General features: G+C 56.3%; 21 protein-coding genes and 1 tRNA gene. 15 read left to right on the plus strand and 7 right to left on the minus strand.

Annotation, left to right across the window (positions count from 1 at the left end; all coding sequences use genetic code 11):
* The first annotated feature begins 39 nt into the window (after positions 1-39).
* The 12 genes from nuoF to SFX18_15410 all read left to right on the plus strand — a co-directional run bounded on the left by nuoF (position 40) and on the right by SFX18_15410 (position 15,465).
* Positions 40-1,389 (plus strand): NADH-quinone oxidoreductase subunit NuoF, encoded by a 1,350-nt coding sequence (gene nuoF / locus SFX18_15355; protein MDX1964528.1) that lies wholly within the window; start codon positions 40-42, stop codon positions 1,387-1,389.
* A 35-nt stretch (positions 1,390-1,424) separates the two neighbouring features.
* Positions 1,425-2,093 carry a nucleotidyl transferase AbiEii/AbiGii toxin family protein gene (locus SFX18_15360; GenBank protein ID MDX1964529.1) on the plus strand — a complete coding sequence of 223 codons (669 nt, stop codon included), beginning with the start codon at positions 1,425-1,427 and terminating at the stop codon, positions 2,091-2,093.
* Between the two features lie 64 nt (positions 2,094-2,157).
* Positions 2,158-3,813: a 2Fe-2S iron-sulfur cluster-binding protein gene (locus SFX18_15365; protein ID MDX1964530.1), complete on the plus strand. Its 1,656-nt coding sequence runs from the start codon at positions 2,158-2,160 to the stop codon at positions 3,811-3,813.
* Positions 3,814-3,883: 70 nt separating this feature from the next.
* Positions 3,884-4,051: a DUF433 domain-containing protein gene (locus tag SFX18_15370; GenBank protein ID MDX1964531.1), complete on the plus strand. Its 168-nt coding sequence runs from the start codon at positions 3,884-3,886 to the stop codon at positions 4,049-4,051.
* Between the two features lie 109 nt (positions 4,052-4,160).
* Positions 4,161-5,399 (plus strand): NADH-quinone oxidoreductase subunit NuoH, encoded by a 1,239-nt coding sequence (gene nuoH / locus SFX18_15375; GenBank protein ID MDX1964532.1) that lies wholly within the window; start codon positions 4,161-4,163, stop codon positions 5,397-5,399.
* A gap of 47 nt (positions 5,400-5,446) precedes the next feature.
* Positions 5,447-5,986: an NADH-quinone oxidoreductase subunit I gene (locus SFX18_15380; GenBank protein MDX1964533.1), complete on the plus strand. Its 540-nt coding sequence runs from the start codon at positions 5,447-5,449 to the stop codon at positions 5,984-5,986.
* Positions 5,987-6,051: 65 nt separating this feature from the next.
* The gene (locus tag SFX18_15385) at positions 6,052-7,227 is read left to right on the plus strand and encodes an NADH-quinone oxidoreductase subunit J (GenBank protein MDX1964534.1); all 1,176 of its coding nucleotides are present in this window, start codon (positions 6,052-6,054) and stop codon (positions 7,225-7,227) included.
* On the plus strand, positions 7,220-7,663 hold the full coding sequence (nuoK, locus tag SFX18_15390) for an NADH-quinone oxidoreductase subunit NuoK (protein ID MDX1964535.1): 444 nt from the start codon (positions 7,220-7,222) through the stop codon (positions 7,661-7,663). Before SFX18_15385 ends, nuoK begins: the two co-directional genes overlap by 8 nt.
* A 75-nt stretch (positions 7,664-7,738) precedes the next feature.
* Positions 7,739-10,006: an NADH-quinone oxidoreductase subunit L gene (locus tag SFX18_15395; protein ID MDX1964536.1), complete on the plus strand. Its 2,268-nt coding sequence runs from the start codon at positions 7,739-7,741 to the stop codon at positions 10,004-10,006.
* A gap of 87 nt (positions 10,007-10,093) precedes the next feature.
* On the plus strand, positions 10,094-12,019 hold the full coding sequence (locus SFX18_15400) for an NADH-quinone oxidoreductase subunit M (protein ID MDX1964537.1): 1,926 nt from the start codon (positions 10,094-10,096) through the stop codon (positions 12,017-12,019).
* Positions 12,020-12,080: 61 nt separating this feature from the next.
* The gene (locus SFX18_15405) at positions 12,081-13,712 is read left to right on the plus strand and encodes an NADH-quinone oxidoreductase subunit N (GenBank protein MDX1964538.1); all 1,632 of its coding nucleotides are present in this window, start codon (positions 12,081-12,083) and stop codon (positions 13,710-13,712) included.
* 61 nt (positions 13,713-13,773) lie between these two features.
* Complete coding sequence (locus SFX18_15410; protein MDX1964539.1) at positions 13,774-15,465, plus strand: helix-turn-helix domain-containing protein; 1,692 nt, start codon at positions 13,774-13,776, stop codon at positions 15,463-15,465.
* A 119-nt stretch (positions 15,466-15,584) separates the two neighbouring features.
* Here the strand turns inward: SFX18_15410 and SFX18_15415 are convergent, their stop codons facing one another.
* The 3 genes from SFX18_15415 to SFX18_15425 form a co-directional block, all read right to left on the minus strand.
* The gene (locus SFX18_15415) at positions 15,585-15,923 is read right to left on the minus strand and encodes a P-II family nitrogen regulator (protein MDX1964540.1); all 339 of its coding nucleotides are present in this window, start codon (positions 15,921-15,923) and stop codon (positions 15,585-15,587) included.
* A 582-nt stretch (positions 15,924-16,505) separates the two neighbouring features.
* Complete coding sequence (locus SFX18_15420) at positions 16,506-17,462, minus strand: hypothetical protein (GenBank protein MDX1964541.1); 957 nt, start codon at positions 17,460-17,462, stop codon at positions 16,506-16,508.
* Positions 17,462-18,286, minus strand: a complete 825-nt coding sequence (locus SFX18_15425) for a hypothetical protein (protein MDX1964542.1) — start codon at positions 18,284-18,286, stop codon at positions 17,462-17,464. The genes SFX18_15420 and SFX18_15425 overlap by 1 nt, the downstream gene beginning before the upstream one ends.
* Before the next feature lie 349 nt (positions 18,287-18,635).
* On the opposite strand from SFX18_15425, the gene SFX18_15430 reads away from it, so the two are divergent.
* Positions 18,636-19,631 carry a right-handed parallel beta-helix repeat-containing protein gene (locus tag SFX18_15430; protein ID MDX1964543.1) on the plus strand — a complete coding sequence of 332 codons (996 nt, stop codon included), beginning with the start codon at positions 18,636-18,638 and terminating at the stop codon, positions 19,629-19,631.
* Positions 19,632-19,907: 276 nt separating this feature from the next.
* Positions 19,908-19,980 (plus strand) — tRNA-Ala (locus tag SFX18_15435).
* Positions 19,981-20,092: 112 nt separating this feature from the next.
* Here SFX18_15435 and SFX18_15440 read toward each other — a convergent pair.
* Positions 20,093-20,848 (minus strand): hypothetical protein, encoded by a 756-nt coding sequence (locus SFX18_15440; protein MDX1964544.1) that lies wholly within the window; start codon positions 20,846-20,848, stop codon positions 20,093-20,095.
* A 70-nt stretch (positions 20,849-20,918) separates the two neighbouring features.
* Here SFX18_15440 and SFX18_15445 point away from each other — a divergent pair, with 70 nt between their 5' ends.
* Positions 20,919-21,587, plus strand: a complete 669-nt coding sequence (locus SFX18_15445) for a glycosyltransferase (protein MDX1964545.1) — start codon at positions 20,919-20,921, stop codon at positions 21,585-21,587.
* A 106-nt stretch (positions 21,588-21,693) separates the two neighbouring features.
* On the opposite strand, the gene SFX18_15450 is transcribed toward SFX18_15445, so the two are convergent.
* From SFX18_15450 to SFX18_15460, 3 genes are all read right to left on the minus strand, one after another.
* Positions 21,694-22,152 (minus strand): hypothetical protein, encoded by a 459-nt coding sequence (locus SFX18_15450; GenBank protein ID MDX1964546.1) that lies wholly within the window; start codon positions 22,150-22,152, stop codon positions 21,694-21,696.
* A 484-nt stretch (positions 22,153-22,636) separates the two neighbouring features.
* Complete coding sequence (locus tag SFX18_15455) at positions 22,637-23,281, minus strand: hypothetical protein (GenBank protein ID MDX1964547.1); 645 nt, start codon at positions 23,279-23,281, stop codon at positions 22,637-22,639.
* 1,415 nt (positions 23,282-24,696) lie between these two features.
* The coding region (locus tag SFX18_15460; protein MDX1964548.1) for an IS3 family transposase at positions 24,697-25,167 on the minus strand (471 nt) is incomplete at its 5' end.

Genomic DNA, 25,167 nt, shown 5'->3' on the forward strand with positions numbered 1-25,167 from the left:
TACAACTAATGCCATTCCATACCATTATTAATCCGTCTTATGCCAAAATTTGAACCAGTTCTCATGGCCAATATGGGCCTACCCGATAGCCACACGCTGGCGGTGTATGAGTCCCGCGGCGGGTACGGGGCCTTGCGCAAGGCCATCCAGGAATTATCTCCTGAACAAGTGGTGGAAACCGTCAAAGCCAGCGGCCTGCGCGGGCGGGGCGGAGCGGGATTTCCCACCGGACTTAAATGGACCTTTTTGCCCAAGAATCACCCCGGGCCGATCTATTTATTGATCAATGCCGATGAAAGCGAGCCGGGGACGTTTAATAATCGGTATTTGATGGAACTTGACCCGCATCAGGTGATCGAGGGAACAATCCTCAGTTGCTACGCGACAAAGGCCACAACCGCCTACATTTACTTGCGGTACGAGTATCCGCTTTGTTGGCAGCGGCTGCAAAGCGCGCTGGATGAATGCTACGCCAAGGGGTATCTGGGCAAGAACATCCTGGGGAGCGAATTCTCGCTGGATATTTATTTGCACAAGGGGGCGGGTGCCTACATCTGTGGCGAGGAGACGGGGTTGATTGAATCGCTCGAGGGAAAACGGGCGTGGCCACGAATCAAGCCCCCATTTCCCGCGATCGAGGGGGTCTTTCGCAAACCGACGGTCGTTAATAATGTCGAAACCGTCGCTTGCGTTACACACATTATCAATCGCGGGGTGGACTGGTTTAAATCGATCGGTGTGCCCGCCAATCCTAATGTTAAAAACGACGCCGGCAGCTATGGACCAAAGCTGTATTGCCTGAGCGGACATATTAATAAACCCGGCTGTTACGAAGCCCCGCTGGGAATCACCTGCCGCGAACTGATTGACGAATATGGCGGCGGCATCTGGAAAGGACGCAAGGGCAAGGCCGCCATTCCCGGCGGAATCAGTATGGGCATCCTCAGCGAGCCGGAATTTGACACCCCGCTCGACTTTGGCTCCTTGGGTAAGGTGGGCTGCCTGGGCCTGGGGACCGCCGCTGTGGTCGTCATGGATGAAACCACGTCGATGGTGGACTTTTTGCACAATAGCTGCCAGTTTTTTAAACACGAAAGTTGCGGCCAATGCACTCCCTGTCGCGAGGGGACCGCCTGGGGGATGGGCATGCTGTCGCGGATCAAAGCGGGCCAGGGACGACTGCGGGATTTGGATTTGCTACTGGAAATTGGCGACACCATTGGCATCACACACGGAACAACGATTTGCGGATTGTCGGACGGGGCGGCCTGGCCGATTAAAAACGCGATTCGCAAATTCAAAGGAGAGTTCGAGGATTACATCAAACGCACCAACCCCCGTGGTTACGCCGAGACCCAGCCCGTGCCAGCCCTCGCGCTGGCGCATTAGTAAGTTAAAGATTAATTATTTGTTAGGGATGATTCATGTCTGTCACATTGACAAATCGATTGAACTTGGCCACCACCGACACAATATTACGTGAGTTAACCACCATGACACGTGATATTGTATCTGGCGGTGATCCTACCCTGACCGCATTTCGTGAGCAAGCGGAGGTGTTGGGCGCGAATCCGGTCATCGTGGGCGGAGTGGCCGTGATTCATCATGGCTACCGGCGCACAACAGAAGACAGGGATGTTTTGTTGCTTCATCGAGAGGCAGAGGCCTTGGCTAATCACCTGATGGATGCACCTAATTGGGAAAGAGTGGAAATACGGCAATACGCATTTCTTTATCATCCCACGGGAATTCATGTGGATTTTTTAGTTTCCGGACACTTGATGCAGCTAGGCCGTCCCTATTTTTTTCCTGGTACGCATCAAATCGATGTTTCCGGTGAGGTTGCGGGGATTCCGGTGATTGGATTACAGGATTTGATTTGGCTCAAGCTGGTGGCGGGTAGAATGCAAGATTTGGCTGATATTATGGAACTTTGCAAACGTCATTTACCCAACATCGACATAGCACGTATCCTGCAGTACTTGCAAAAGGAAGACGATGATTTACGTGAGAAATTGCTTGATATTATCAATCGAGTGCCGATAGAACTGGCGGGGGAAAAACGTCTGGGACAAGATCATCCCGAAAGCTGATGTATCTCCAGTTCTTACCATCGCCTAATTTGCTTCTTACTTCACCAATACTCAACAGCTATTTATGGGTACGATCCTCATCGACAATATCGAAGTTCCCGTCGCCGACCATGAGCGGCTGAATGGCATTCAGGCCGCCGCCCGCGCGGGGGTGGAGATACCGCATTATTGCTGGCATCCCGGCCTGTCCGTGGTGGCTAGTTGCCGCATGTGCCTGGTCGAGACCGGCGCAAAGGACCCCGCCACCGGCAAGATCACCATGCTGCCGCGCGTCGTCCCCGCCTGCCAAACACCGGCCAAGGATGGCACGGTCTTTATCACCAATAGCGACAAGGTGAAGCAGTACCGCGCTATGGTCGAAGAAGACCTGCTCATCGACCATCCCATCGACTGCCCCATTTGCGACAAGGCCGGCGAGTGCCTGCTGCAAGATTATTATTTTGCGCATGGCCAGCCCGAACGTCGTGCGGACCTCCGCCCCTTTACCAGCCGCCGCAAGGAAATGGGGGACACGGTGACCCTGTTTATCGACCGTTGCGTCATGTGCACGCGGTGCGTGCGCTTTACCCGCGAAGTCAGCGGCACCAGCGAACTGATGGTTATCAACCGCGGCAGCCACGAGGAAATCGACGTCTTTGACGGTTTCCCCTTGGATAACAAATTGTCGGGAAATGTGGTCGACCTGTGCCCCGTTGGGGCCTTGGGTGACCGGGACTTTTTGTACAAGCAGCGCGTCTGGTTCATGAAAAAGCACAACGGCGTCTGCGCTACCTGCGCCACCGGCTGTTCCATTACTATCGAGGAAAACCAGGATTCCGTCTTTCGGCTAAAGCCGCGCGAAAATCTGGAAATCAATAAATGGTGGATGTGCGACGAGGGTCGTTACAATTATGGTTACATCCACCAACCGGACCGCTTGAATGGACCGAAACGCCGCAAGGAAAAAGGGTACAACGCCCAGGATCTATTAAATATCGAATGGTCCGACGTGCCGCGCATGGTCACCGCCGACATCCGGGCGGAGTTAGCCGGCGGAGGACGCCTGGCAATGGTCATTTCCCCCTTTCAAACAGTGGAAGAAGCCTACCTGCTGTGCCAACTGGCCCGGTCCTTCGATCCGCAGGCCATCTTGGCCCTGGGCCCGGTTCCGGTTGTCGGCCAGGATGAAACTTTCCCCGGCGGGTTCACCATCCGGGCCGAAAAATGCCCCAATCGCCGCGGGGTAGAGGCGGTCCTGGCCCATTACGGCCCCATTTTGCCCTGGAACGACTTTTTGACCAAAATTCGCGGCGCCGCCAACGGCGAATCCTTGCGGGTGCTCTGGGTGGCTGGCGGATACCAACACCCGTGGATTGATGCCACGACGGCAGGGGCCTTTGCCCAGACTCCTTTGGTGATCACGCAGGATTTATTTGAATCTCCGCTGTCGGCCTATACGACTTACCAGCTTCCCGGCGGCGGTTATGCCGAACGGGCGGGTTCCTACGTCAATTACAACCAGCGCTTGCAGTCCTTTTCCTGGGCGGTGCGCCCGCCAGCGGGCTGCAAGGTCGAAGGGCACGTCGCCTGGAGCCTGTTGGGTCGACAGGGGCTGTACAATGCGGGGGCCATTTTGCAAGAATTAGCGGCGGAGATTCCCGCGTTTAGCGCGGTGACGGGCCTGAACCCCATTCCGCCGCAGGGGGTTGATTTACGAGTCAACCAATTGGCCGCGGTATAAAAATTTGACAAACTAACCGCTGTTGCCGTATACCCGCACAACTATTACAGAGTATTGACGCATTTTTACCATGAGTACCGACCTACCCAACACCCCCCGGATCGATAAGGAGCACATTGTGATGACTCCCGGTGTGTGCGGGGGGAAACCGCGCATCGCGGGGACGCGGATCAAGGTGCAATATGTACGTCAAAAGAACATTGGCTTGTCGGCACCTAACATGGAAAAAAAGATATGAATGACGCGATATCATCACACGGAGTGTGATGACCACATTGTTTTCCTCTCACTCCGTGAGAGGATTATCAAGACTTTTCCCCGCCTCCTTTCCTCCGACACTGTTTCCCATGTCACCCGACCTCATCGCCGCTCTCGTAAAAATCGCCCTGTTGATCGGGGGGTTGATGACGGCCGCCGCGTACCTGGTCCTCTTGGAACGTTGGATCGCCGCCTGGGTGCAAGACCGCAAAGGCCCCAACCGCGTGGGTATTCCCCTGACCGATATAAAACTCTTTGGTCTGGGACAGCCCTTGGCCGATGGCCTCAAATTCATTTTCAAAGAGGAATACACCCCCGCCCATGTCGATAAGGCCCTCTTTGTCCTGGCTCCGCTGGTGATCCTAGCCGCAGCCTTGGCCATCTTTGCCGTGATCCCTTTTGGCAGCGTCGTGCCCGACTTTGACATCTGGGGGTATAAATTTACCGGCGACGCGGTCAATCTGGTTGTCGCCCCCGGCGTCGATGTGGGCCTGATCTATGTCTTTGCCCTTTCCAGCATCGCCGTGTATGGCGTCATCCTGGGGGGTTGGTCCAGCAATAACAAATACAGCTTTATCGGCGGGTTGCGCAGCAGCGCCCAGTTGATCGCCTATGAAATTCCCATGGGCCTGGGGATCCTAGGGATTGTCCTCTCCACCGGGTCGCTGCGGTTGGACGCGATTATTGGCAGCCAGGCGCAAAGCGGCTGGTGGAACGCCATGACGCAGCCCCTGGGCCTCTTGGTATTTACGGTCGCCGCCTTTGCCGAGGCGGCGCGGCTGCCGTTTGACCTGCCGGAGGCTGAACAAGAACTCATCGGCGGCTACCACACCGAATACGCCGGCATGAAGTTGATTTTGTTCCTCATCGCCGAATTTTTGCACATGATCACGGCGGCGCTGCTGATTGTGATCTTGTTTTTTGGCGGATGGCATTTTTGGGGGCTGACCGGGGCGGACGACCAGGTGACCTGGTTGGGCGCGCTGTTGCGGATCTTTGTCCTGGTGACAAAGTTTATGCTGGTGGTGCTGTTTTTTATGCTCGTCCGCTGGAGCTGGCCCCGCTTTCGCTTTGATCAACTAATGTCCCTGGCCTGGAAAGTCATGCTGCCGCTGGGCCTGTTAAATTTGGCCACAATGGCCATATTGGTCGAGCTAGAGGCCAATGGCACATTACCCGTTGGGAGTCAGGGAACATTTGCCCTGGTCGGCTGGGGGGTCATGCTGGTCGGCTGGATTGGTTCGGCCCTGGTTGCTCCCTTGCAAACCGATAATCGTCCCCGCCCCGGAGCAGGCGGCTTGTTGGAACCAGAAAGACTCCTGGCCTAATCCTCCCCACTATCCACTATCCACTACCCACTATCCACCCCACTCCCATGCAAGCCACCGATCCCGATATTTATTGGATAACCGAGCCACAGTTGGGCCTGGCTGGCAACATGTATCTGCCGCTGTTTATGCAGGGCCTGACAACCACGGTCAAGCATTTGTTCAGCCCCAAGGTGACCGTCAGCTTTCCGGAGGAACGCCCACAAATTGGCAATCCGCTGATTTATCGGGGGGTGCATCGTCTCAATAAGGACGAGGCGGGACGGGTCAAATGCGTGGCCTGCTTTTTGTGCGCGACCGCCTGTCCGGCGCACTGTATCGACATTGTCGCCGCTCCCAGCCCCTGGCCCGACCGCGAGAAATACCCTGAATCATTCACCATCGACGAGCTTCGCTGCATTTTTTGCGGCATGTGCGAAGAAGCCTGCCCCGTGGACGCGGTCGAGCTGACCAGCTTGTTGGACCTGACGGGTCGCAGCCGCGAGGAAATGATTTTTGACAAGGAAAAACTGCTTAGCGTGTATGACATGACCCAGGCGGCCGAGCCGATGAAATCGCTGGAATTGGGGAACGCCCCCAGTAAGTAGCTCCCGGCGGTTGGATGAACGCCGCCGCCAAATTACCGCATCGCAACTTTTTATCAAATACCCCCATGTCCCTGTCCCAATTTTATCTCGGTTTGGCCGCCATGATCTTTGCCGCGGGGGGCATGTGGCTGCTGTTGCCGCGCGGTCGCAAGGGAGGCCGCTGGTTGGGGGGGCTGCTGGCCGCAGTCGCGCTGGTTTGCTTTGGCTTGTTGGGTCAGTCCCTGGGGAGTGTTTCCACCGACGTGGTGTATTTTACCACCGCCGCGGTGGCGGTGGTGGCGGCGGTTCTGGCGGTCAGCTTTCGCAGTCCCATTTACTGCGCCATTTGGTTCGCGCTGTCGCTGCTGGCCACGGCGGGACTCTTTATGCTGCAGGGGGCGCAGTTTTTGGCCGTGGCCAGTGTCGTGGTCTACGCCGGGGCGATCCTGGTGACGTTTTTGTTTGTGTTGATGTTGGCCCAACCCGAGGGGCACGCTTATTACGACCGTGTCAGTTGGGAGGGCTTTTTCGCGGCGCTTACCGGGGCCGTACTGGTTGGCACATTAACCGTGCTCATCGTGCGGGTCTGGCATCCCCCGCGCGATGAACGGATCATGGCCGCGCTGGCGGGGGCCAATTCCCCCTTGAAACCCGACCAAATCCAACGCGCGCGGGTAATTCCGGTGGACTCCGCGACCGCCAAGATAGAGCTAGAATTGACCCCCGATACAAAAATCACCGATCCCCTGCTGGTCGAGCTGCAAAATTTATTCACCCAGAACGCCCAGCTAAAGCTAGTCGCCACCAAATTTAGCGTGACCGCCCTAACGCACACGCCCCCTCCAACTCCTCGGCATGTCAGTCCCGAGACGCCCCGCGCGGCAGATATCTTGCATCCGCAACATGTGGCTCGGCTGGGAGGTGAAATGTTTTCCCGGCATTTGATCGCGGTGGAGGTGGCGGGAACGCTGCTGTTGGTGGCCTTGGTGGGGGCGATTGCCATTTTGGCCCGCGAGCGGCGGGATTACACCGTCGCCGCGCCCCAAGACATCGTCCCGTTGGGCCAGGGACCGCGCACGCCGCCGGACACCCCCACCCCCCAATATCCCGTGACGCTGGCATCGTCGCCGACGATGCTGCCAGTGACCCCCGGCAGCGTGTCTCCAAGCAGTGCGGCGCCCGGCGCTAAGCCCGCCGGTGGCACGGTGGCCAGCTCCACCAAAACTAGCGCACCCGGCCTGGGAGGAACCCGCCATGAATGAAATCGCCTTGCTCCAAAATTCCCTGATTGTCGGGGCGTTGCTATTTTGCATTGGACTGGTCGGGTTTTTAGCCCGCCGGAACATGATCATAATGTTCATCTGCGCCGAGATGATGTTGCAGGGGGTCGCGGTCAGTTTGATTGCCTGGGGGCGCTACCACAATGATTGGGGTGGGCAAATGCTGGTGATCTTTATCCTGACGGTCGCCGCGTGCGAGGCTGGCCTGGCCCTGGCGATAATCCTGATGTTGTTCGCCCGGACCGGGCGGCTGGACATCGCCGGTTGGAGCGAATTGCGCGAGGATTCCATTCCGGCCTACATTGACCAGGAATTGGACGAGGATGCCACGGCCGAGGCCCGCTGGCCCAAATTGACCGTGGCGGGCGTGTTGCCCGCGCAAAATCCAGAGCAAGAAGCGCATCGGGGGCAACTGTAGCCCCGGGACACGCAGGCTCGGCCCGGTGAAAAATTTTTTCATACCCCGAATAATTCATTCCCGCCAGATCACGATATGACCTTGGACCAATTATTGATCGCTGTTCCCGCCTTGCCCCTGTTGGGAGCGCTGATCGTCGTCTTGTTTGGTTGGCGGCTGGGGGAAAAAGCCCACCTGCCGATTGTGGCGGCGTTTGCCCTCTCCTTTGTTTGCAGTTTGCTGGTCCTGAACGAAGTTCGCCGCGCTTCGCTGGAAATAAAAGCGGGGCAAGTCGGTTATGAGCATGTCGTGACACTCTGGACCTGGGCGGATATTCCCGGCGCCTATTGGCGGCCAAACATGCCTCCGGTCTCTTCCCAGCCCGCCCCTCCCGCCGATGTCCCCTTTAAAATTGACGTCACGCTACGGGCCGATCCGTTGACGGCGATCATGCTGGCCATGGTGACGTTTATCAGCACGCTGGTGGCCGTTTATGCCAGCGGCTATATGCATGGCGATCCGGGATACTGGAGGTTTTTTGCCTATATTGGGTTATTTGTGTTCTCCATGACCATGTTGGTCAGCGTGAGTAATTTTGTGTTGTTGTTTGTGTTTTGGGAGGCGGTGGGCGCTTGTTCTTATTTGCTTATTTGTTTTTGTTACCAAAAACCCGAAGCGGCCGCCGCCGGCAAAAAAGCGTTTCTGGTCAACCGCGTCGGGGACTTTGGCTTTGCCATCGCGCTGTTTCTGATTTGGCTGACATACGGCTCGCTGAATTATCACGACAGCGGAGAAATTGCCGGGGTCCTGGGCCAAACGCGCTTGGCCAACCCCGCCCTGTTTGCCACAGGGGGCGTCGCCGTGGCGATTTGCGCGCTCCTCATGCTGGGGGCTTGCGGCAAAAGCGCGCAGTTTCCGCTGCATGTCTGGTTGCCGGACGCAATGGAAGGCCCCACGCCCGTGAGCGCGCTCATCCATGCCGCCACCATGGTCACCGCCGGAGTCTATATGGTGACGCGCTGTACCCCGCTATTTGTCGCGGCGGGACCGGCCCCTTTGTTCCACGTTGGCGAAGAAGCCTTTACCGCGCAAATGCTGGTCAGTGTGATTGGCGGCTGCACCGCGCTGTTGGCCGGACTCATTGCCCTGACCCAAACCGACCTCAAACGCGTCCTGGCTTATTCCACCGTCAGCCAGTTGGGCTATATGTTTCTCAGCCTGGGGACGGGGTCGCTGTTGGGCATCGTGGCGGGGATGTTTCACCTGTTTACCCACGCTTTTTTTAAGGCGCTGTTGTTCCTGGGGGCGGGAAGTGTCATGCACGCCATGGGGGGGATCATTGACATGCGGCAGTTCTCTGGCCTGCGGCGACTCATGCCCGTCACCTGCGCCACTTTTGCCATTGGATGCCTGGCCCTGGCGGGCGTGGTTCCCCTGGCCGGTTTTTGGAGCAAGGATGAAGTCCTGGCGGCGCTGCACGAACGGGCCTACCCCCATGCCGCGCATGAAGCCGCCACACCGCATGCCCAGGCGGCTCCCGCGACACATACTCTGGACACACCTCTCGCAACCGCATCCACCACAAAAACGTTTCACCTGGTCAAGCACCGCGCCGCCCAGGAGGGTACAACCGCCCCTGGCCATTCCTCCCTCACGGCGGGCGACTCAACCTCGCATGGCACACTTGCCCCGCGGTTGTATGGCACGCTCTATTGGGTGGCGCTTTTTTGTGCGGGACTTACCGCGTTTTACACGTTTCGGGCGTTTTTCATGACGTTTTATGGTCCCGAGGTCATCCCCCCCCAGGCGGGGCATCACGCCCATGAATCCCCCCCCGTTATGACGACGCCGCTGTTGGTGTTGGCGCTTTGTTCGATGGTGGTGGGGCTGTTATTTGGCCCCAGCCACGCGTTTTTTGATTTACTGCATCGGACCCCCTCGTTGTCGTTTGGGGCCTTTGCCGAGGTTGGCCCCCCCGGCTTTCACTGGGACATTGCCACCTGGAGCACGCTGGTGGCGCTGGCGGGCATCGGGCTGTCGGCCTATTTGTATCTGGGCGAGCGGTCGGAGGTGGCCGTGATCACCCGCGCGGTCCAGCCGCTGTATGAGCTATCTTATGGCAAGTTTTTTATCGACCAACTGTACATGGTGTTATTTGTGTTTCCCGCCACGGTGCTGGCGTTTGTCTGTTATGCCATTGACCGATGGATTATCGATGGACTGGTGAATTTTATCGGGGCGGTGCCGGCTTGGTGCGGTCAACAAATGCGCCTACTGCAAAACGGCATGGTGCAGTTTTATGCCCTGGCAATGGTGCTGGGAACGATTGTCCTGATTTGGGGCATGGTGTTTTATGGGGTGTAAGGCGGTAACCAGTTCCCTCATTTGAATTTTCCGCATGCGGTGATTCGCGCCAGCATCCATTTTCCATAACATTTTGAGTCGTATTTCATGGATAGCACTTCCCTGTTACTGATTTCGCTGGGCTTGCCCATGCTGGGAGCCTTGGCGATTGCCATTTCCGGCGCCGCCGCGCCCGAATGGGCCAAATGGATCGCGCTCGCCACCGCCCTGGCCACCTTGGGCGTGGCGGGAACCGTTACCTATCACGGCGCTCAAGCCGCGACACCGGACTTTGCCGTGACGCAGGTGGACTGGTTGGGAACAAATTCCCCCGTAAAAGTGCAATTTCACGTTGGTTTGGATGGCCTGGGCCTGTGGATGTACGGCCTCTCCGCGTTATTGACCGTAACCGCGATTCTGGTCAGTTGGACGGCCATCACCGAACGGGTGGCGGGCTTTTACGCCTTGCTCATGCTTTTGGCAGCGGGAATGTTGGGCGTCTTTGCCGCCCGGGACATTTTTCTGTTTTATGTCTTCTTTGAATTCACCCTGATCCCGCTCTTTTTTCTCATTGGCATCTGGGGGAGCGAGGAGCGCCGCTACGCCGCGGTAAAATTCTTTTTGTTTACCCTGGCGGGGAGCTTGCTGACGTTTTTGTCGCTCTTGGCCATCGTGTGGTATGCGGGACAGTTTACGCCCAACCGCGTGTTGACGTTTTCCATTCCCGAACTGACGGCGATCTTGCGCGAGCATCCCCTGCCGAACAACGCCGAAAACGGCTACTGGCAAAGCTGGATTTTCCTGGGTTTATTCGCGGGCTTTGCGATCAAGGTGCCGTTGTTTCCGTTGCACACCTGGCTGCCGCTAGCGCATGTGCAGGCCCCCACGGCCGGCTCGGTGATTTTGGCGGGCGTACTGCTCAAGATCGGCACCTACGGCTTTGTCCGTTTTAGCCTGCCTATGCTACCCCTGGCCACCGTCCACAGCATGCCCTGGATCCTGGGTCTGTCCTGCGCGGGGATTATTTACGGCGCTTTGGTGGCCCTGGCGCAAAGCGACATCAAGCGCCTAATCGCTTATTCCAGCGTGAGCCACCTGGGCTTTTGCATGCTGGGCATTTTTGCCATTAACAAACCCGGTCTGAGTGGCGGAATCTTGCAAATGGTCAACCACGGCCTATCAACGGGGGGACTTTTTGCCGTGGTGGGGATGATCTATGAGCGGTATCACACGCGGCAAATCAGCCAACTAGGGGGACTGGCCCGGCGGCTGCCCTGGCTAACGGTCATGATGATCCTGTTTACCTTTAGCAGTATTGGTCTGCCTGGTCTGAATGGCTTTGTGGGCGAGTTTTTAGTCTTAACGGGGATGTTCCAGCGGGGCTGGCTGGCCCCGGTTAATTGGGACCCGCTGATGATGTGGATCGCGGTGTTATCCGTCTCCGGCGTGGTGTTGGGGGCCTGGTACATGCTGTATCTGGTCGAGCGGGTCTTTTTTGGCCCGCTGCATGAACCCCAGTCCCATTCTCCGGGACACGGCCATACCATCCACGACCACGCTGGACAAGAACACGCTGGGCACGGCCCGGGTGGACATCAATCGACGGGCCAGCATCACGCCGACCAGCGCCAGGCTAGTCATGGGCACGGATCCCCTGATCACGGACATGCCGGCGCCCACGCTGAACACGCGGATGGGCATACCGCGGGGCATGGGCATGATTTGCCGCCCCTTCCCCCTGGCCCGGCGGATTTGAACTGGCGGGAATTTTTTGCCCTTGCGCCGTTATTGGTGTTTATTGTTTGGATTGGACTATCGCCGCAACAATTTTTGCGGCCAATCGAGCCAATCTGGGACGTGGCTGGCCAGCCAGTCTTGCAAAGTTTGGAAACTTACAAGCAACAAGCCACCGCCGCCGCACAGCCTATGTCTAATACAACAACTACCCAAGCGGACACAACTACTCCCGGGGAAAAGTCGAATGTCGACCCGTCCCCACAGGCTTTAGCCCAAATTGCCCCGGTTTCCCCGTGATGCCGCCTTTGCCAGTAGCTCTCTATAGCAAATTATCGCCTTTTTTGACCGCTAAATATCCATGACTTCCGTCGATACTGTATTACTGCTTTTGCCCGAGATCACGCTCATGGCCGCGGCCACGCTGTTCTACCTCCTCGGGGCGTTTTTGCCGGGAAAAGCCCAACCCACGCTGCTGGCGCTGTTAACGCTGGGCGTGGTCTTTGTCATGCTGGGGATCCAGGATAGCACGCGCGGCCTGGGGCCGGACTTTACCCCAGCGGCCAATGGCCCCTTGGCGGTTGATTACCTGGGCCACGCCGCGCGGTGGTTGATACTGGTCAGTGGCGCGCTGTTGGTGCTGCTTACCCGGCGTCCCGATGGCGATGCCCTGCGCGAGGAATTCACCGGCACGCTACTGCTGCTTATCGCGGGGCTAATGTTATGCGCCACGGCGAATGAAATGGTGCTGATCTTTATCGCGCTGGAACTCATCTCCATTCCCACGTATGTGCTGCTGTACCTGGGCAAACGCGGACCCGCCAGCCAAGAGGCAACCACCAAGTACTTTTTTCTCAGTATTTTGTCCTCGATTTTTTTCCTCTATGGGCTGAGCTTTTTGTATGGCGTGGGGGGTTCGACAAACCTGGCCGACCTGGCGGCGCGGATGGCCGCCACTCCAGGACTGGATTCCTTTGCCGGATTGGGCCTGCTCTTTGTCACCGCCGGGTTGGGATTTCGGCTGACGGCGGTGCCTTTTCATTTTTATGCCCCGGATGTTTACCAGGGAACCAGCCATGCCAACGCCGGGCTATTGTCCACCATGCCCAAGATCGCGGGAGTGTTGGTCTTGGCCCGGATCGTGGCGGTCAACCTGCCAAATGTTGAAGTGCTGGGACTGGCGTGGAAAGTGCTGTTGGCGGTCTCGCTGGTGACGATGACCTTGGGCAATATCCTGGCCCTATGGCAAAACAACTTGCGACGACTATTGGCGTATTCGTCGATCGCGCATGGGGGGTATCTGTTAATTGGCTTGGCGGTGGCTTTGTACCAGGGAGCCGCTTGGCAAAGCGGCTCAACCAGCGACGGTCCAATTAGCGGCATCGGCGGGGCTTTGTTTTATGTTTTGGTCTATACGTTTGGCACCCTGGGCACCTTTGCCGTGTTGGCCGCGCTGGGGACGGAGGATCACCCCGTCGAGACCGTGGACGATTTGGCGGGGCTGGGCCAGACCCACCCCCTGGCCGCGCTCGCGCTGGCGATCTTTATGTTTAGCCTCGCGGGGATTCCCCCTTTGGCCGGTTTTTGGGGGAAATTTACGCTCTTTGCCGGGGCCGTCCAGTCCAGTGGCGTGGCCAGCGCCGAGGCCGCCGGCACACCGGGTTGGAACACGTGGTTTCTTGTCCTGGCCATTGTGGGCGTGCTGAATGCCGCCATCGCCGCCGCATATTACCTGCGAATCATTGCCGTGGTCTATTTTCAACCCCACACCCAACGCTGGCCCGCCAACGCCAATCCCGGCCCCGCGCTGGCCGCTGCCATGTGCGCTGGCCTGGTGCTGGTCGGGGGAATTTTTGCCGGTCCCATGCTAGCCAATACCCAGGCCGCCGGTCAAAATGTCTATCGGGGAGAACGCCCCCAGGTGAATGCCGCCCAAGTACCAACAGAGGCGTCCCCCGCGGCGCGGATTCCACAGCTAGCAAGGCATGATTGATCAGGTCCCGCGGACGGGTGGCCGCCAGAGGTGGACCATCATTAAAAAGAGAGCGTGACTTATGGCCCGGCAGCGATTGCTCGGAGGCGCGCTGGGTAAACTCTTGCACGCTGCTCAGCTTCCCTTGTGCGCGGTGGATGGCCAGTCACGACTGATCTATGCCAACCCCGCGCTTTTGACCTGGCTGGATATCCCCGAAGGGGAGCTCCTAGGAGAGACGCATTTCAGCAGTTCCGCGCAGAACCGCGCGGGATTCTTGCGGCAGGCCTTGTGCCCCCCTCCCGGCGCGGAGCTTTCCCCCGGTCCGGTGACCGTGCCACTCGTGCTGGAAGTTGCCCTCGAGAGTGTGACCGCCTCCGTCACTTGGTGGCCGATCCGCCACGGCGCCGGTGAATTGGAATGTTTGCTCGGAATGATTCATCGAGTAAATCAACTAGCGGGGGAAAGCGCCGGAGTGGTTTCCTGGTCGGACTGGCACGCCCGGCTGGCCTGGCAACGGGGCGCGTTGCGCCTGCATTACCGCCTGCGCGACTTGGTGGGGGAGAGCCCCGCCATCCGCGTTGCGCGGCAACAGGCCCAGTTGGCCGCCAGTTGCCGCGCGCCCGCGACCATTGTTGGACCAGTGGGTAGTGGCCGGCGCTCCTTGGCCCTGGCGATCCACGCGGCGGGCCTACCGCCCGAAGACCCCCCCGGCCCGGATTTTCCCGGCGACGCGGGTAGACCGCTGATCACGCTGGATTGTCGGCTGCTCAATGCGGAACTGCTGGCCGCGCGGTTAGGTCATTTGCCTCCATACCAGGGGATAAAATCCGGTCCGCCAACAACCACCTTCAAAGGCGATGCCTCTGGAGCCTGGGGCACGCTGGTATTACTCGGTTTGCAGGATTTGCCAATAGGCCTGGCCGAGGCATCCAGCTTAATGGCCACACTGGAACGCCTGACCCACACGGATAGCCCCTGGCGGGTGATGGCGACTGCCACGGTTGGCCCGCTTGAACTCCTGGCCAATCAACGCCTTTCAGCCGAACTGGCCGCGCGGTTGAGTACCTTGGTGATTCATTTGCCTCCTTTGCGAACCCGACCAGAGGACATTCCTTGGTTGGCGCAACATCTGGTCGAGGTGGAAAATCGCAGCCGCTCGCGGTCTTTGCGGGGATTGCATGCCGCCGCGTTGGAACGCCTGGTGCTGCATGGTTGGCCGGGTGATATGGCGGAATTGGCCTCCGCGCTTCGCATTGCCGCAAAGTCCGCCGCCAGCGGTGAAATCACCGTTGCGGATTTACCCCCGTACCTGGTCCAAGCGACAGAACAACTGCGCCACCCGCGGGAACAACTCGCGCCATTTGATCTGCCGGATTGGCTGGCCCAGGCCGAACGCGACATCCTTCGGCGGGCACTAGCCCAAACCCGCGGCAATAAAACCGCCGCCGCGGAACTAGTGGGGATGAACCGTCCCCGGTTTTACCGACGACTGGTCGAATTGGGCCTGGTGGAGGAAAACAACGGTCCGACGGGCGATCCCACACCAGATATGCAAATGAGCGGGCAACCGGGATTTGCTCATCCGATCTCCGTCCCCGAAAGGGGCCTTGCCGATCCCGCGGGGAATGAGTCGGCAGCTTTAAAAGCGGCGGAGGCCACGGCCCGCCGCATTGCCCGTCGATCAAAAAAACTGCCGCCACTCCCCCCCTCGACATCCAACGCCGAACCGGAATTCATGGAAGATATTCCATTCATTCCCGAAGATGAATGAGGAAAAGAGTGTGCAATAGGCGAGGCACTCTGAGATTCGAAATATGAAAAAAGCCCGCCACGCCAGCCGGGGAAGATTATTCCCTGGCTGACGCTGCGGGCTGAGGTGTATGCTGCAGGTTAGATTGCGGCTTGGGCCGTCTCGCCAGTGCGGATGCGAATCACTTCGCTCAACTCACTGACAAAAATCTTGCCGTCCCCTACTTGTCCCGTGCGGGCGGAATTAATAATCGTGTCCAAAACCGATTGCACATCCTTGTCCGACACCACGACCTCAATCTTGACCTTGGGCAAAAAGTCCACGGCGTATTCGGCGCCGCGATAAGTCTCGGTATGTCCCTTTTGGCGGCCAAAGCCACGTACTTCGGTCACGGTCATCCCCTGCACTCCCTTGTTGTGCAAGGCATCCTTCACCTCTTCCAATTTGAAATGGCGGATAATGGCTTCAATTTTTTTCATGGCAGACGCTCCTTAAAGAAAAATTCCGGCCCAGGTGCCAGCGAGTGGGCCTCGCGAACACCGCGAGTGGGATACCTAACTGATTCCCTGCCGTTTTACAATTACTTAGAATGCACAGATGGTGCCAAAGCGTAAAGCACGCCGAAAATGCGATTAAGCACTTATTGCAAGCCATTGACCTATATGGACTTAAGCCATTGAAAATATTTTTGCAATGCTTTTCTATTGCGCCTAGCCACCCCTCGTACCGCGAAGGAAACGCGCTATCGCTGTTAAATTTTTTAACAACCCAGCGATGCTAAGTACCGTCCCGCTAACAGTTTAGCAGCTTGTCCCACAGGCGAAACCTTTGTCACGCGGCTGTGACAAAAAGTTTGGAGGCGTAAGGGATTCCTTTACCGAGATTCGCCGCTTGGCTGTCGGTGGAATCTGGCAGAAAGGGGACTCGGCGAATGGCTGCGGTTCGAAATGTGTAAACCAGCAAAGCTGTAACGGCCAATTTATGGTAAGAGGAGCGAAATCGTGGCCACCCTCGCCTCCTGGGTCCGGGCTAAATCCCGCGCGACGACACGCTAAATTATGTTAATCTTCTAAAAAACTCAAACTGGCGATGATCATCATCGCCGGCCAGACGATCATTCCCCCCGCCACGGCCAGACTGCCCCACAGGATCACACCCAGCGCGACTAAGAGCGGCCGCAAACGGGGCCACCAAACCAATGCCGTAGCCAGCTCCCAAATAACCACCGCATGCGTCCAAAAATTCAACAGCACCGGGTAATCACGGATTCCCGTCAGATCAACCCAGCGGCTATCAACCCGCGTCACCAACCCCCACAGCGCGATCCCGGACCACCAGTGGTTTTCAAAGCCCAATTGAGCGAGCGCCATCGCAAAGCAATACATGGCAAAGTGGACCTGCAAGAGCCGCACTGCTAGATTGGTGCGAATCGTCGGCTGGGCGTGATGCCAGACACAACAAGAGGCGGGGATTGGCCGGTTATCGGGGACGTTGCCATTAGAGTTTTTTGCGTGTTCAGCGTCTTTTGCCAACCAACGCTCGACCGACCAAGTCGCGCCGGAATTGCCAATGCATAGGTAAACCAGCACAAACGCCAGCACATCTTCGCCAGGTCCGCTGTACAACGGTCCGCGCTGCAAGAGTGAGATAACAAACAGTGTTGCCAGCGGTGTGGTCCAATTTGCCTGCCAGCCGACGGTCATCGCCGCCACGCATAACAAACCCGCCGCGTACAGCCCCCACAACATATTGGGATCCTGGCTCCAGGCAAACAGGCTAATATACGAACGCCCTCCATGCCAATTATTCAGCAGTTCCGGCGTGACAATGCCCGTTGGTCCAAACCATTCGATTAAATTCCCCGCATAGCCTAAATACCAATACAGCGCGACACAGCCGGTCAACAGGCGGATCATTCCCAACCAGCCGGGATTGCGCGGCGTGAACCAAAAACGCTCCCAGCACGCACCGACTTCGGCGGATAGCTGGCGCAGATAATCCCCGCAGGCAGATAGCATCACTTGACCTCGGGGAGTTGATCCAGCGGCACGGGCCGGGGGGCGGGAGGAGGCGGCTGTTCAAAGTTTCCCCCACCCGGGGGGAGCACCACGGGGGGCCGCTTGGCAGAAGAAGCGCCGGCGGCACTGACAGGGGGCGTGTTTGCCGCAGAGTTATTGCCATTCACCGTCACCACCGGCGCCACATCCCGGGGATCGGTAACCGGCTTATTTAAGAAGGCCTCCCCCTCGGCAGTCCACTTGATTGTGGCTTGATAAGCGGTCTCTACCCGATCCGGGGCGGAATTGGCCGCGGGATTGTCATAATTTGCCCGTGGACGCCTGCGCAGGACAATATCCAGACGGTTTACTTCCTCTCCCTGCCCCTGCAGTTGACGCCGCCAGCCGCCAGCCAAATCCCGCACCAAACTGTCCGGCTCTCCCGGATCCAGGTCCGCCTGCAGGGCAATCAGCTTCCCCACCTGCCGCCAGCGTTCCCCTTCAGCGGCGCTGGCATCCGCCGGGGGATAACGAAACGTCACTATTTGGCCCTGTCGCGGCAGGTTCACCTCAAAAAAATGATCCGCGTCAACCGCCGCCAAACTAGTAATCCGCTGGTCCCATGTCCGATCCAGCCACAGCGGATATAAATAGGCGTTCCAGACTTGCTTCACCTTGCGCACGCTATCCGCCATCCGTTCGTTCGCCCGTTCGTTATTTGCCCAAAAAACCAGCACCAGACCCAACAGGTGGGCGACAATCAGCACCGAGACGATTCCCCGCGCCGCTTCGGACCAGGTTTCCATCGGCGGAGTCGGGACTGCGGAGGGAGCGGATTGGGGCATAAAAATTGGGCCAAAACGGCAAGCGGTAAAATAAACAAAATTTACAGGAACTATTGCTATTATTGCCCCCCGCAACCGGCGAATAGTCAAAAATATAAAGTTTGGCGGCCAGTTTCACAAGCTGGGGGGGATGACCTTTCCGTCACATCGGCTCGGGTTGTGCGCGGTTAAAACCGCCCCCGGGACACCGTCTCCCACACGGCAAACTTTACCCAATCGATCCGTGAGCGCAATTCCCCCCATCGTTATTGCCGTGCCTTCGCCAATTCGTCCACTCCGACCCGTCCAGTCGCCGAAGAAACGATACGGTGGTCCCTTGTTTTGATTGCCCTGGTGTTTGGTGGTGTTTATGCGTTTCTCCCCTGCTAACAGGCTATGCCGCACGTTCGCCCCGCGCCTCTTGGGCCTGTTCTGCGGTCTGGCACTGGCCAGCGCGCAGGCCTTTGCCCGGGATCTGTATGTCGACAATGTGGCGGGGGATAATCGCTGGTTGGCAAACGCCCCCCAGTCCGGCGCCGCCGCCCGTTCCGGGCCGGTGCGCACCATTCAACGCGCGTTGCAATTGGCTGTCAGTGGCGACCGAATTGTCCTGATCAAAAACGAAGAGCCTTACCGTGAATCGATCAGCCTGGTCGGTTCGCGGCACAGCGGGTCCGTTATTCGCCCCTTTGTCATCGAAGGTAACGGCTGCAAACTCTCGGGCACGGTCGCTCCCGATGACCAAGCCTGGGAAACCGTCAGCCCGGACGTTTACCGCGTGCGGATTCAACGCTTGTATTACCAACAACTCTTTTTGGCGGGGCAGCCAGCCGTGCGGCAACCGCAATCGCTGGGCGATCATCCGGGGAACGTGCTGCAACCCCTGGAATGGCAACTGGCGGATGGCTTTTTATACTTTCGGACCGAGCCAAATAAACTGCCGCTGGATTATCAGCCATCATACGCCCAACTGACCGTGGGCGTGACCCTTTACCAGGTTCAAGGGGTGGTTGTGCGGGATTTGATCTTGCAGGGGTTTCATTTGGATGGCGTGCAGGCCCACGATGCCGGGTGGCAAGACCCCGTGGTGCTGGCGGGATTGACCGCACGGGGGAATGGGCGGGCGGGGATCGCGCTGAATGGAGCGGCGGGGGTGGCGATCGATGGCTGCCTGGTGGGAAATAACGGTCATGCGCAGGTGCTGGTGGATGGCCCCGGCGCGGCCAGCGTGACGAATAGCAACCTATTGGCCAATACCGCGCCGCGGTTTGTGCTGAACCGTGGGGGCCAAGCGCGGGTAGAGGGGCAGCCCGTCACACCTGCGGAGCTAAAACAGGAACCGGCGGGGACGGAGCTGCCGGAGTAATGTGGAGTTTGGAAAAATGGAGTTGGGAGAAAAATTAGCATCCGGGGTGATACCTCATTCCCAGGCGAACCCCGTCGCGATTGATAGCGTCCCATAAAACAGAGGCCCGATGATAATGGGGGGTTTGCAAAGGTTGCATAGACTGGTCAGTTTGTGCAGCCTGACGGCCTTGACAAGCCGATTTTGGCCTGATAACTTGAGAAATTCGGATGGTTTGCCTGCTGGGAAGTTTATTTAGACAAACGAGTTTGGCTAAATTACCCAGTGCCGATATTCGGGGGATTAGCTCAGTTGGGAGAGCGCTTGCATGGCATGCAAGAGGTGAGGGGTTCGAGCCCCCTATCCTCCAGTTAAACCTCGGTTGGGATTTTTCCCGCCGAGGTTTTTTCCTGCGCGGTTGAAGCGGCCTTCTGGCAAAATTTATTGCAGTCTCGGATTTGGACTGCATTCTCTCACTGCATTTATAGCGAAGCGCGATCGCTCTGCCTGACGCGGCGGGCGGATAACGTGATAAAGCCAGTGATCGCCATAAACGCCAAGGTGATCGCGTCTGGCAGTACTTTTGACCCCGCCGTGGCGTATTGGCCATGATAAAACCAGATCACGGCGCATTGCCCTAGGATCGCACAAATCCAGGCCCGGATAGATCGAGAGGGGCTTCCGCGAAATTCCTCGTACAGAACGAGACCGACCCCCAGCGTGCGGATCAATGCCGCGATGACTTCCACGTCGCCCCGCCTGGCGTCCCATTCAGGAGTGCTAATCACCGGTATTAAAATGTACGGCAGTAACACCCACAAGATACATTCCAACCGCCGCCAAGGTTGCGGCCAAAACTTCCAGCCGATAAGGCCCGTCAGCCAGACGGAGCAAAAATGCCAGGCGGCAAAGACCCCCGCGTTCCATACCAGATAGCAAACGGCCGCGGCGACGACATGCGACACCATGACCAGTGCTAATGTCCATTTGACGCCCGTGCGACCGGGGTAGATCAGACCCGCAAGAAACCCGCCCAGACCGCAAACAAAGGCTCCCGAGTACAGCACGACCATAAGGATTAACCCCGACCAATCTTGTCCCCCGCCGGATCGATAAGGAATAACCAGCGCGCACACCAGCGGCAGTCCCATTAACAATGCCGCGCCCAGCGCGCCATTCAGCAACGCAAAACCAAATGTTCGCAGACGCGCGGGCCACACGCTTTGTTCAGTCGCCATGGCAATTGCCAATCCGTTGATTGTCTATAAAAGAGTTAATCTGGCTGATTCTTTACTGGGATTCAATAGAATGATGGCAATTAATTTTAATCGAAAATCTCCAGCGGTCTACGACCATAAATATCAGGCTCCGCGGACCCCGTTGCCGTCGCGGGTGATCCCGCGGGACGCCGCGACCATATTGCCCGCGGCGGACGTGTTTTGCTACCCCGTGGATGGGCCGCTGGACATGCCGTTTGGCAAGGGGAGTTACGCGGGGTTTTCGGATATTTTTCGGTACAAGCTGCTGTACGGGGAAGGGGGCTGGTACAGCGACATGGATGTGACGTGCCTCAAGCCGCCGCTGTTTGAGACGGAGTACGTCTTTCGGTCGCACTGGCAGTTTCCGACGGTGGGGAATATTATGCGGTGCCCACGGGGGTCGGAACTGATGCGGCGGTGCTACGAGGTCGCCAAGGAAGCGGTGACTCCCCAAAATCGGGAGTGGAACCTGCCGATTCGGATTCTCAATGAGCAAGTGTCGCGCCTGGGACTAGAGCCGTTCATCCGGCAGGATATATGTAATAGCGATTCACCGGCGGAACTGCGCGAGTTGCTCACGGGAACAAAGCCCATTCCACGGGAGTGGCACTTTGTGCATTGGTGCGCGGCACTGGGAGGGTGGGTTGGGGGCGAAGGTGTAAATTGGAATATGGAACAAGGAATAATGGCGGCAAGCTCGAGGCAATTTGAGAACTAAAGAAAAAAAATACCAGCTTGCCTGAGCAATAAGGCAAGATTACATCAAGATCTGTATAGTAATCTACTCTACATTATTCTATGTGGTACAACAAATCGTAAGATATTTATTTATCCAACACTTTACCAAGCATGTTACTTACGCGCTCTCTTGTCTTATATAACTTTCCATTCACCATAATTGAGCTATCTTCTTTACTAGACAACATTGCAATAACAATTGTGGAAATCTCGCTTTCAGGTCCCCTAACTTCGATTCTTGCCACATAGGATGGCTTAAAAAAATCACATTCATTCTTATCTTCTTCAGTTATTGCACTGCTGACAAGTGTCAAAAGTTCTTCAATCTGTGGAATTGTTAAATCGAAGCTTTGAGGAATTAAAAAATCGTTTAAAAACCCCTGTGTAGGATACTTGTTGCACGCAACGATGTATCGATTGAGGACCTGATGAATATCCTCATGTTCAGGTACTCGTGAGTTAGCGTAGAAATAACCGACTCCAAATCCAACTAAAAAAATAGTAGCGATAATGGTCGCAATGAAAATCGTGATAGGGCGAAACATCGTTTACCTATTGCCTTTCTTATCTGGATATTCTGCGGGAAAGCGCCCCGGTAAATTTGGTGTTATAAAATTCGAATCTGGATAAGGCCTATTCCAATGCATTGTACCGGGTACCCCAGGAACTTGTTCCTGGACGGCGCAGCCGCAAGAAGTATTTGCCCCACATAGCTCAAGCATTTTCTGCAACTCCCGTCTTGGCAAGTTCTTCCCCAATTTCTGTCGCGCCTAGGCATTCACCCGGCGAATCGTCACAAACCATCCTTAGCCGTTTATGTTACTGCACTGGGGAACTAAACCGCAAGTCGATGCCTTGGAAAACCAATCCCACGCGGCGGCCCTAAAACTTGTTCGCTCACGTAGCAGAAGACGCCTCCAGGAAGTCGCGTAAATGTTCGCTCAACTGCTTCCCACCGCTCCGCGGCCCAGGAACAAGTTCTTGACGTGGCCGATTGCATAGTGGGAGTCAAGCGGGAATAGCGGTAATCTATTTGTCGCTAGCAGGCTCCGGAACAATTTCTTTTGGCACATCTTCCTTAAAAGAGTATTGAACTTTAGGTGGGTTCTTTTCCTTTTCGTCAATCTCCTTTATCATTTCTTCCAAAATCCTCACTTCCTCCGGTGTAAACCCTTTGATGTCTTGATAAGGATCATTCAACACCAGGGTCTTCCCCTTATTCATCGTATCGAGCAAATCACTTCCGGCAATCTCTTGGACTGAGAATCCTTGGTCTCCATTTTGATCATATGTCATGGCAATCACGAACTTTTCTTTTCCAGTCGGCACGGGCAACTCAATTAACCTATCGTCGAACCTAAATATATATGCCGCATAGCCTTTGGCAAGCACTTTCGAACCATGTGGCGCCCAGGGAATGTTGGTTTGGACATACTCGCGTTTAGGCAGCGAAACATTTGCGATTGATGTGCCCGAGCGCTTAAAAAGGTAAACACGAGTCGTTCTCTGATAAGATAGTATTCTATCGGCATGAAGACTTGATGTGCCATAATTGTCAGTTTTTAAATCTAAATAATACTTTTTGCCCTCTTGCTCTACATTCTGTATGGTACAGTGCATTTCCTTGGAGGTTTCGTATTTGGCAACTTCTTGAGCCGTGGCACGACGATCCATGACACTACTGAACATCGCAACCAAAAAAAGACCGCACAACAAACAGGACGAAAAAGAGACTGCCTGAACTTGATTTATACGAGCGATCATAGGTTTTGACTCCATTGCTCCGGAGGAGCGACATTATTCTAGCTCATGATTAAGGATCAATCCGCGGATAGCACTGGAACTTGTTCCAGTGTGCGCAGCACAAGAAGCCTACTGGAAGTGCGGAGATATCCAAAGAACTGCTTCTTAACGCTGCGCGGCCAAGGAACATGTTCCTTGGCTACTCAATTTTAACTTTGGCAACCCACTTCCTTCGAGCAGCCGATATTAAACCTGTGCTACCCGCTAGTCACGGGCGTTCCGGGGGTAGTACTACCCCAAACCTACGAACCAATTCCGCACTACTCTCTAGGAGCGGTGATCGTCAAGCACGATCTCCGAATGGCTTGCGACTACCCCCGACTGGAATCGAACCTTGTGAGTTTTCTGCGGGAAAACAGGGGTATTCTGAAAATGGTGACGTAAAATCCGCCGTAAATTTTCCCGAATTCGGGAATTGTGAACTTATAGGCATCATCCGCCAGCTAGTGGCCGTATGGCCATCCCTCTCCCCCGCCGACAAGGCCGTTGTGACTTCGCTGGTCAATAATCTGGCCATAACCCAAACCACAACAGGCAAGGGGGTGATGCAGTAACGCTTCATTTGCGGACCACATAAACAAGACTGTCCCGCATGACCGGGTAAGCTCCCAGCGGCCCAGCATTATCAGTTACGTTTCGCCTGCAAAAAGTTTGCGCCGAAAAAGTCCAGGACGATAGTAAGCAAACAGAGCTATTCCGAACATTGACACGATAGCCATAGTCGAAGGCTCTGGGATTAGCTTGTATGCAACTACGAAATGCTGCGTATCGAAGCCCCTACCGTCATTCCAAAAGCCATTTTTTGACAAATTCGTTTGATACGTCGAAGTATAGTCTTGTCTCACACGTGTGCAAAAATATATGGTTGAAGAGATTTATTCATTTGCCACGCCAAAAATTCATTTGCAGTAACGGATTACGTTTCAGCACTAACGATCTTTAATCTGAAATGCAATTTGCCAATGTCGTAGCAAAACATGAACAGGATTTTGCTTGTATCTTTCTTGCGGTTTGTAATAATTCGAGTTGTGGGCTTAACGCCCGCACAATCTGTAGTGGACCCCAAGCGCTGGACCACTTTGCGCTTGGTAAATGTTGTAGTCTTTTGCTTCCCCCCGCGGGGGGAAGCAAAAATTGCCCAGTCTTTGCAGCCTACCTGGGCCGCGCAGGTCAGCCAACCTGACATTTTTTCGAGCTCTTTCTCACTACTTTTCGGTAGCATTCATCCAACCGTTCCTGGTGCATGACATCACTCCTCGCAACGTGCCTGCCGAGGAGATACTCGCTCATGCCGCTTGATACACGACCCACGGCGTCCGATAGTTGAGTGCCTGATGCGGGCGCTCGTAATTGTAAAACTCAAAGTAGGCGGTCAAGCCGCGTTCCAATGCCAGTGACGAAGCATAACATCGCAAGTAAATGTCTTCGTACTTCACACTTCGCCACAGGCGCTCGATAAACACGTTATCCAAGGCCCGCCCACGGCCATCCATACTGATCGCGATCTTGGCTTTTGTTAATCGGCCCGTGAAGGCCAGGCTCGTGAATTGGGAACCTTGATCGGTATTAAAAATCTCTGGTGGGCGAAAGTTCTCCAAGGCCTCGTCGAGCGCCTCGCAACAAAACGTTTCCGCCAGAGTGTTTGACAATCGCCAGCTCAACACCTGGCGGCTGAACCAATCGATCACGGCGGTCAAATACATAAACCCATCGCTCAGCGGCACGTAGGTGATGTCGGTGCTCCACACGTGATTGGG

The sequence above is a fragment of the Pirellulales bacterium genome, from assembly GCA_033762255.1.
Taxonomy (GTDB): Bacteria; Planctomycetota; Planctomycetia; order Pirellulales; family JALHPA01; genus JANRLT01.

Coding starts and splice junctions, on each gene's coding strand:
- nuoF (MDX1964528.1), top strand. CDS start 40: ATGCCAAAATTTGAACCAGTTCTCATGGCCAATATGGGCCTACCCGAT.
- SFX18_15360 (MDX1964529.1), top strand. CDS start 1,425: ATGTCTGTCACATTGACAAATCGATTGAACTTGGCCACCACCGACACA.
- SFX18_15365 (MDX1964530.1), top strand. CDS start 2,158: ATGGGTACGATCCTCATCGACAATATCGAAGTTCCCGTCGCCGACCAT.
- SFX18_15370 (MDX1964531.1), top strand. CDS start 3,884: ATGAGTACCGACCTACCCAACACCCCCCGGATCGATAAGGAGCACATT.
- nuoH (MDX1964532.1), top strand. CDS start 4,161: ATGTCACCCGACCTCATCGCCGCTCTCGTAAAAATCGCCCTGTTGATC.
- SFX18_15380 (MDX1964533.1), top strand. CDS start 5,447: ATGCAAGCCACCGATCCCGATATTTATTGGATAACCGAGCCACAGTTG.
- SFX18_15385 (MDX1964534.1), top strand. CDS start 6,052: ATGTCCCTGTCCCAATTTTATCTCGGTTTGGCCGCCATGATCTTTGCC.
- nuoK (MDX1964535.1), top strand. CDS start 7,220: ATGAATGAAATCGCCTTGCTCCAAAATTCCCTGATTGTCGGGGCGTTG.
- SFX18_15395 (MDX1964536.1), top strand. CDS start 7,739: ATGACCTTGGACCAATTATTGATCGCTGTTCCCGCCTTGCCCCTGTTG.
- SFX18_15400 (MDX1964537.1), top strand. CDS start 10,094: ATGGATAGCACTTCCCTGTTACTGATTTCGCTGGGCTTGCCCATGCTG.
- SFX18_15405 (MDX1964538.1), top strand. CDS start 12,081: ATGACTTCCGTCGATACTGTATTACTGCTTTTGCCCGAGATCACGCTC.
- SFX18_15410 (MDX1964539.1), top strand. CDS start 13,774: ATGGCCCGGCAGCGATTGCTCGGAGGCGCGCTGGGTAAACTCTTGCAC.
- SFX18_15415 (MDX1964540.1), bottom strand. CDS start 15,923: ATGAAAAAAATTGAAGCCATTATCCGCCATTTCAAATTGGAAGAGGTG.
- SFX18_15420 (MDX1964541.1), bottom strand. CDS start 17,462: ATGCTATCTGCCTGCGGGGATTATCTGCGCCAGCTATCCGCCGAAGTC.
- SFX18_15425 (MDX1964542.1), bottom strand. CDS start 18,286: ATGCCCCAATCCGCTCCCTCCGCAGTCCCGACTCCGCCGATGGAAACC.
- SFX18_15430 (MDX1964543.1), top strand. CDS start 18,636: ATGCGTTTCTCCCCTGCTAACAGGCTATGCCGCACGTTCGCCCCGCGC.
- SFX18_15440 (MDX1964544.1), bottom strand. CDS start 20,848: ATGGCGACTGAACAAAGCGTGTGGCCCGCGCGTCTGCGAACATTTGGT.
- SFX18_15445 (MDX1964545.1), top strand. CDS start 20,919: ATGATGGCAATTAATTTTAATCGAAAATCTCCAGCGGTCTACGACCAT.
- SFX18_15450 (MDX1964546.1), bottom strand. CDS start 22,152: ATGTTTCGCCCTATCACGATTTTCATTGCGACCATTATCGCTACTATT.
- SFX18_15455 (MDX1964547.1), bottom strand. CDS start 23,281: ATGGATCGTCGTGCCACGGCTCAAGAAGTTGCCAAATACGAAACCTCC.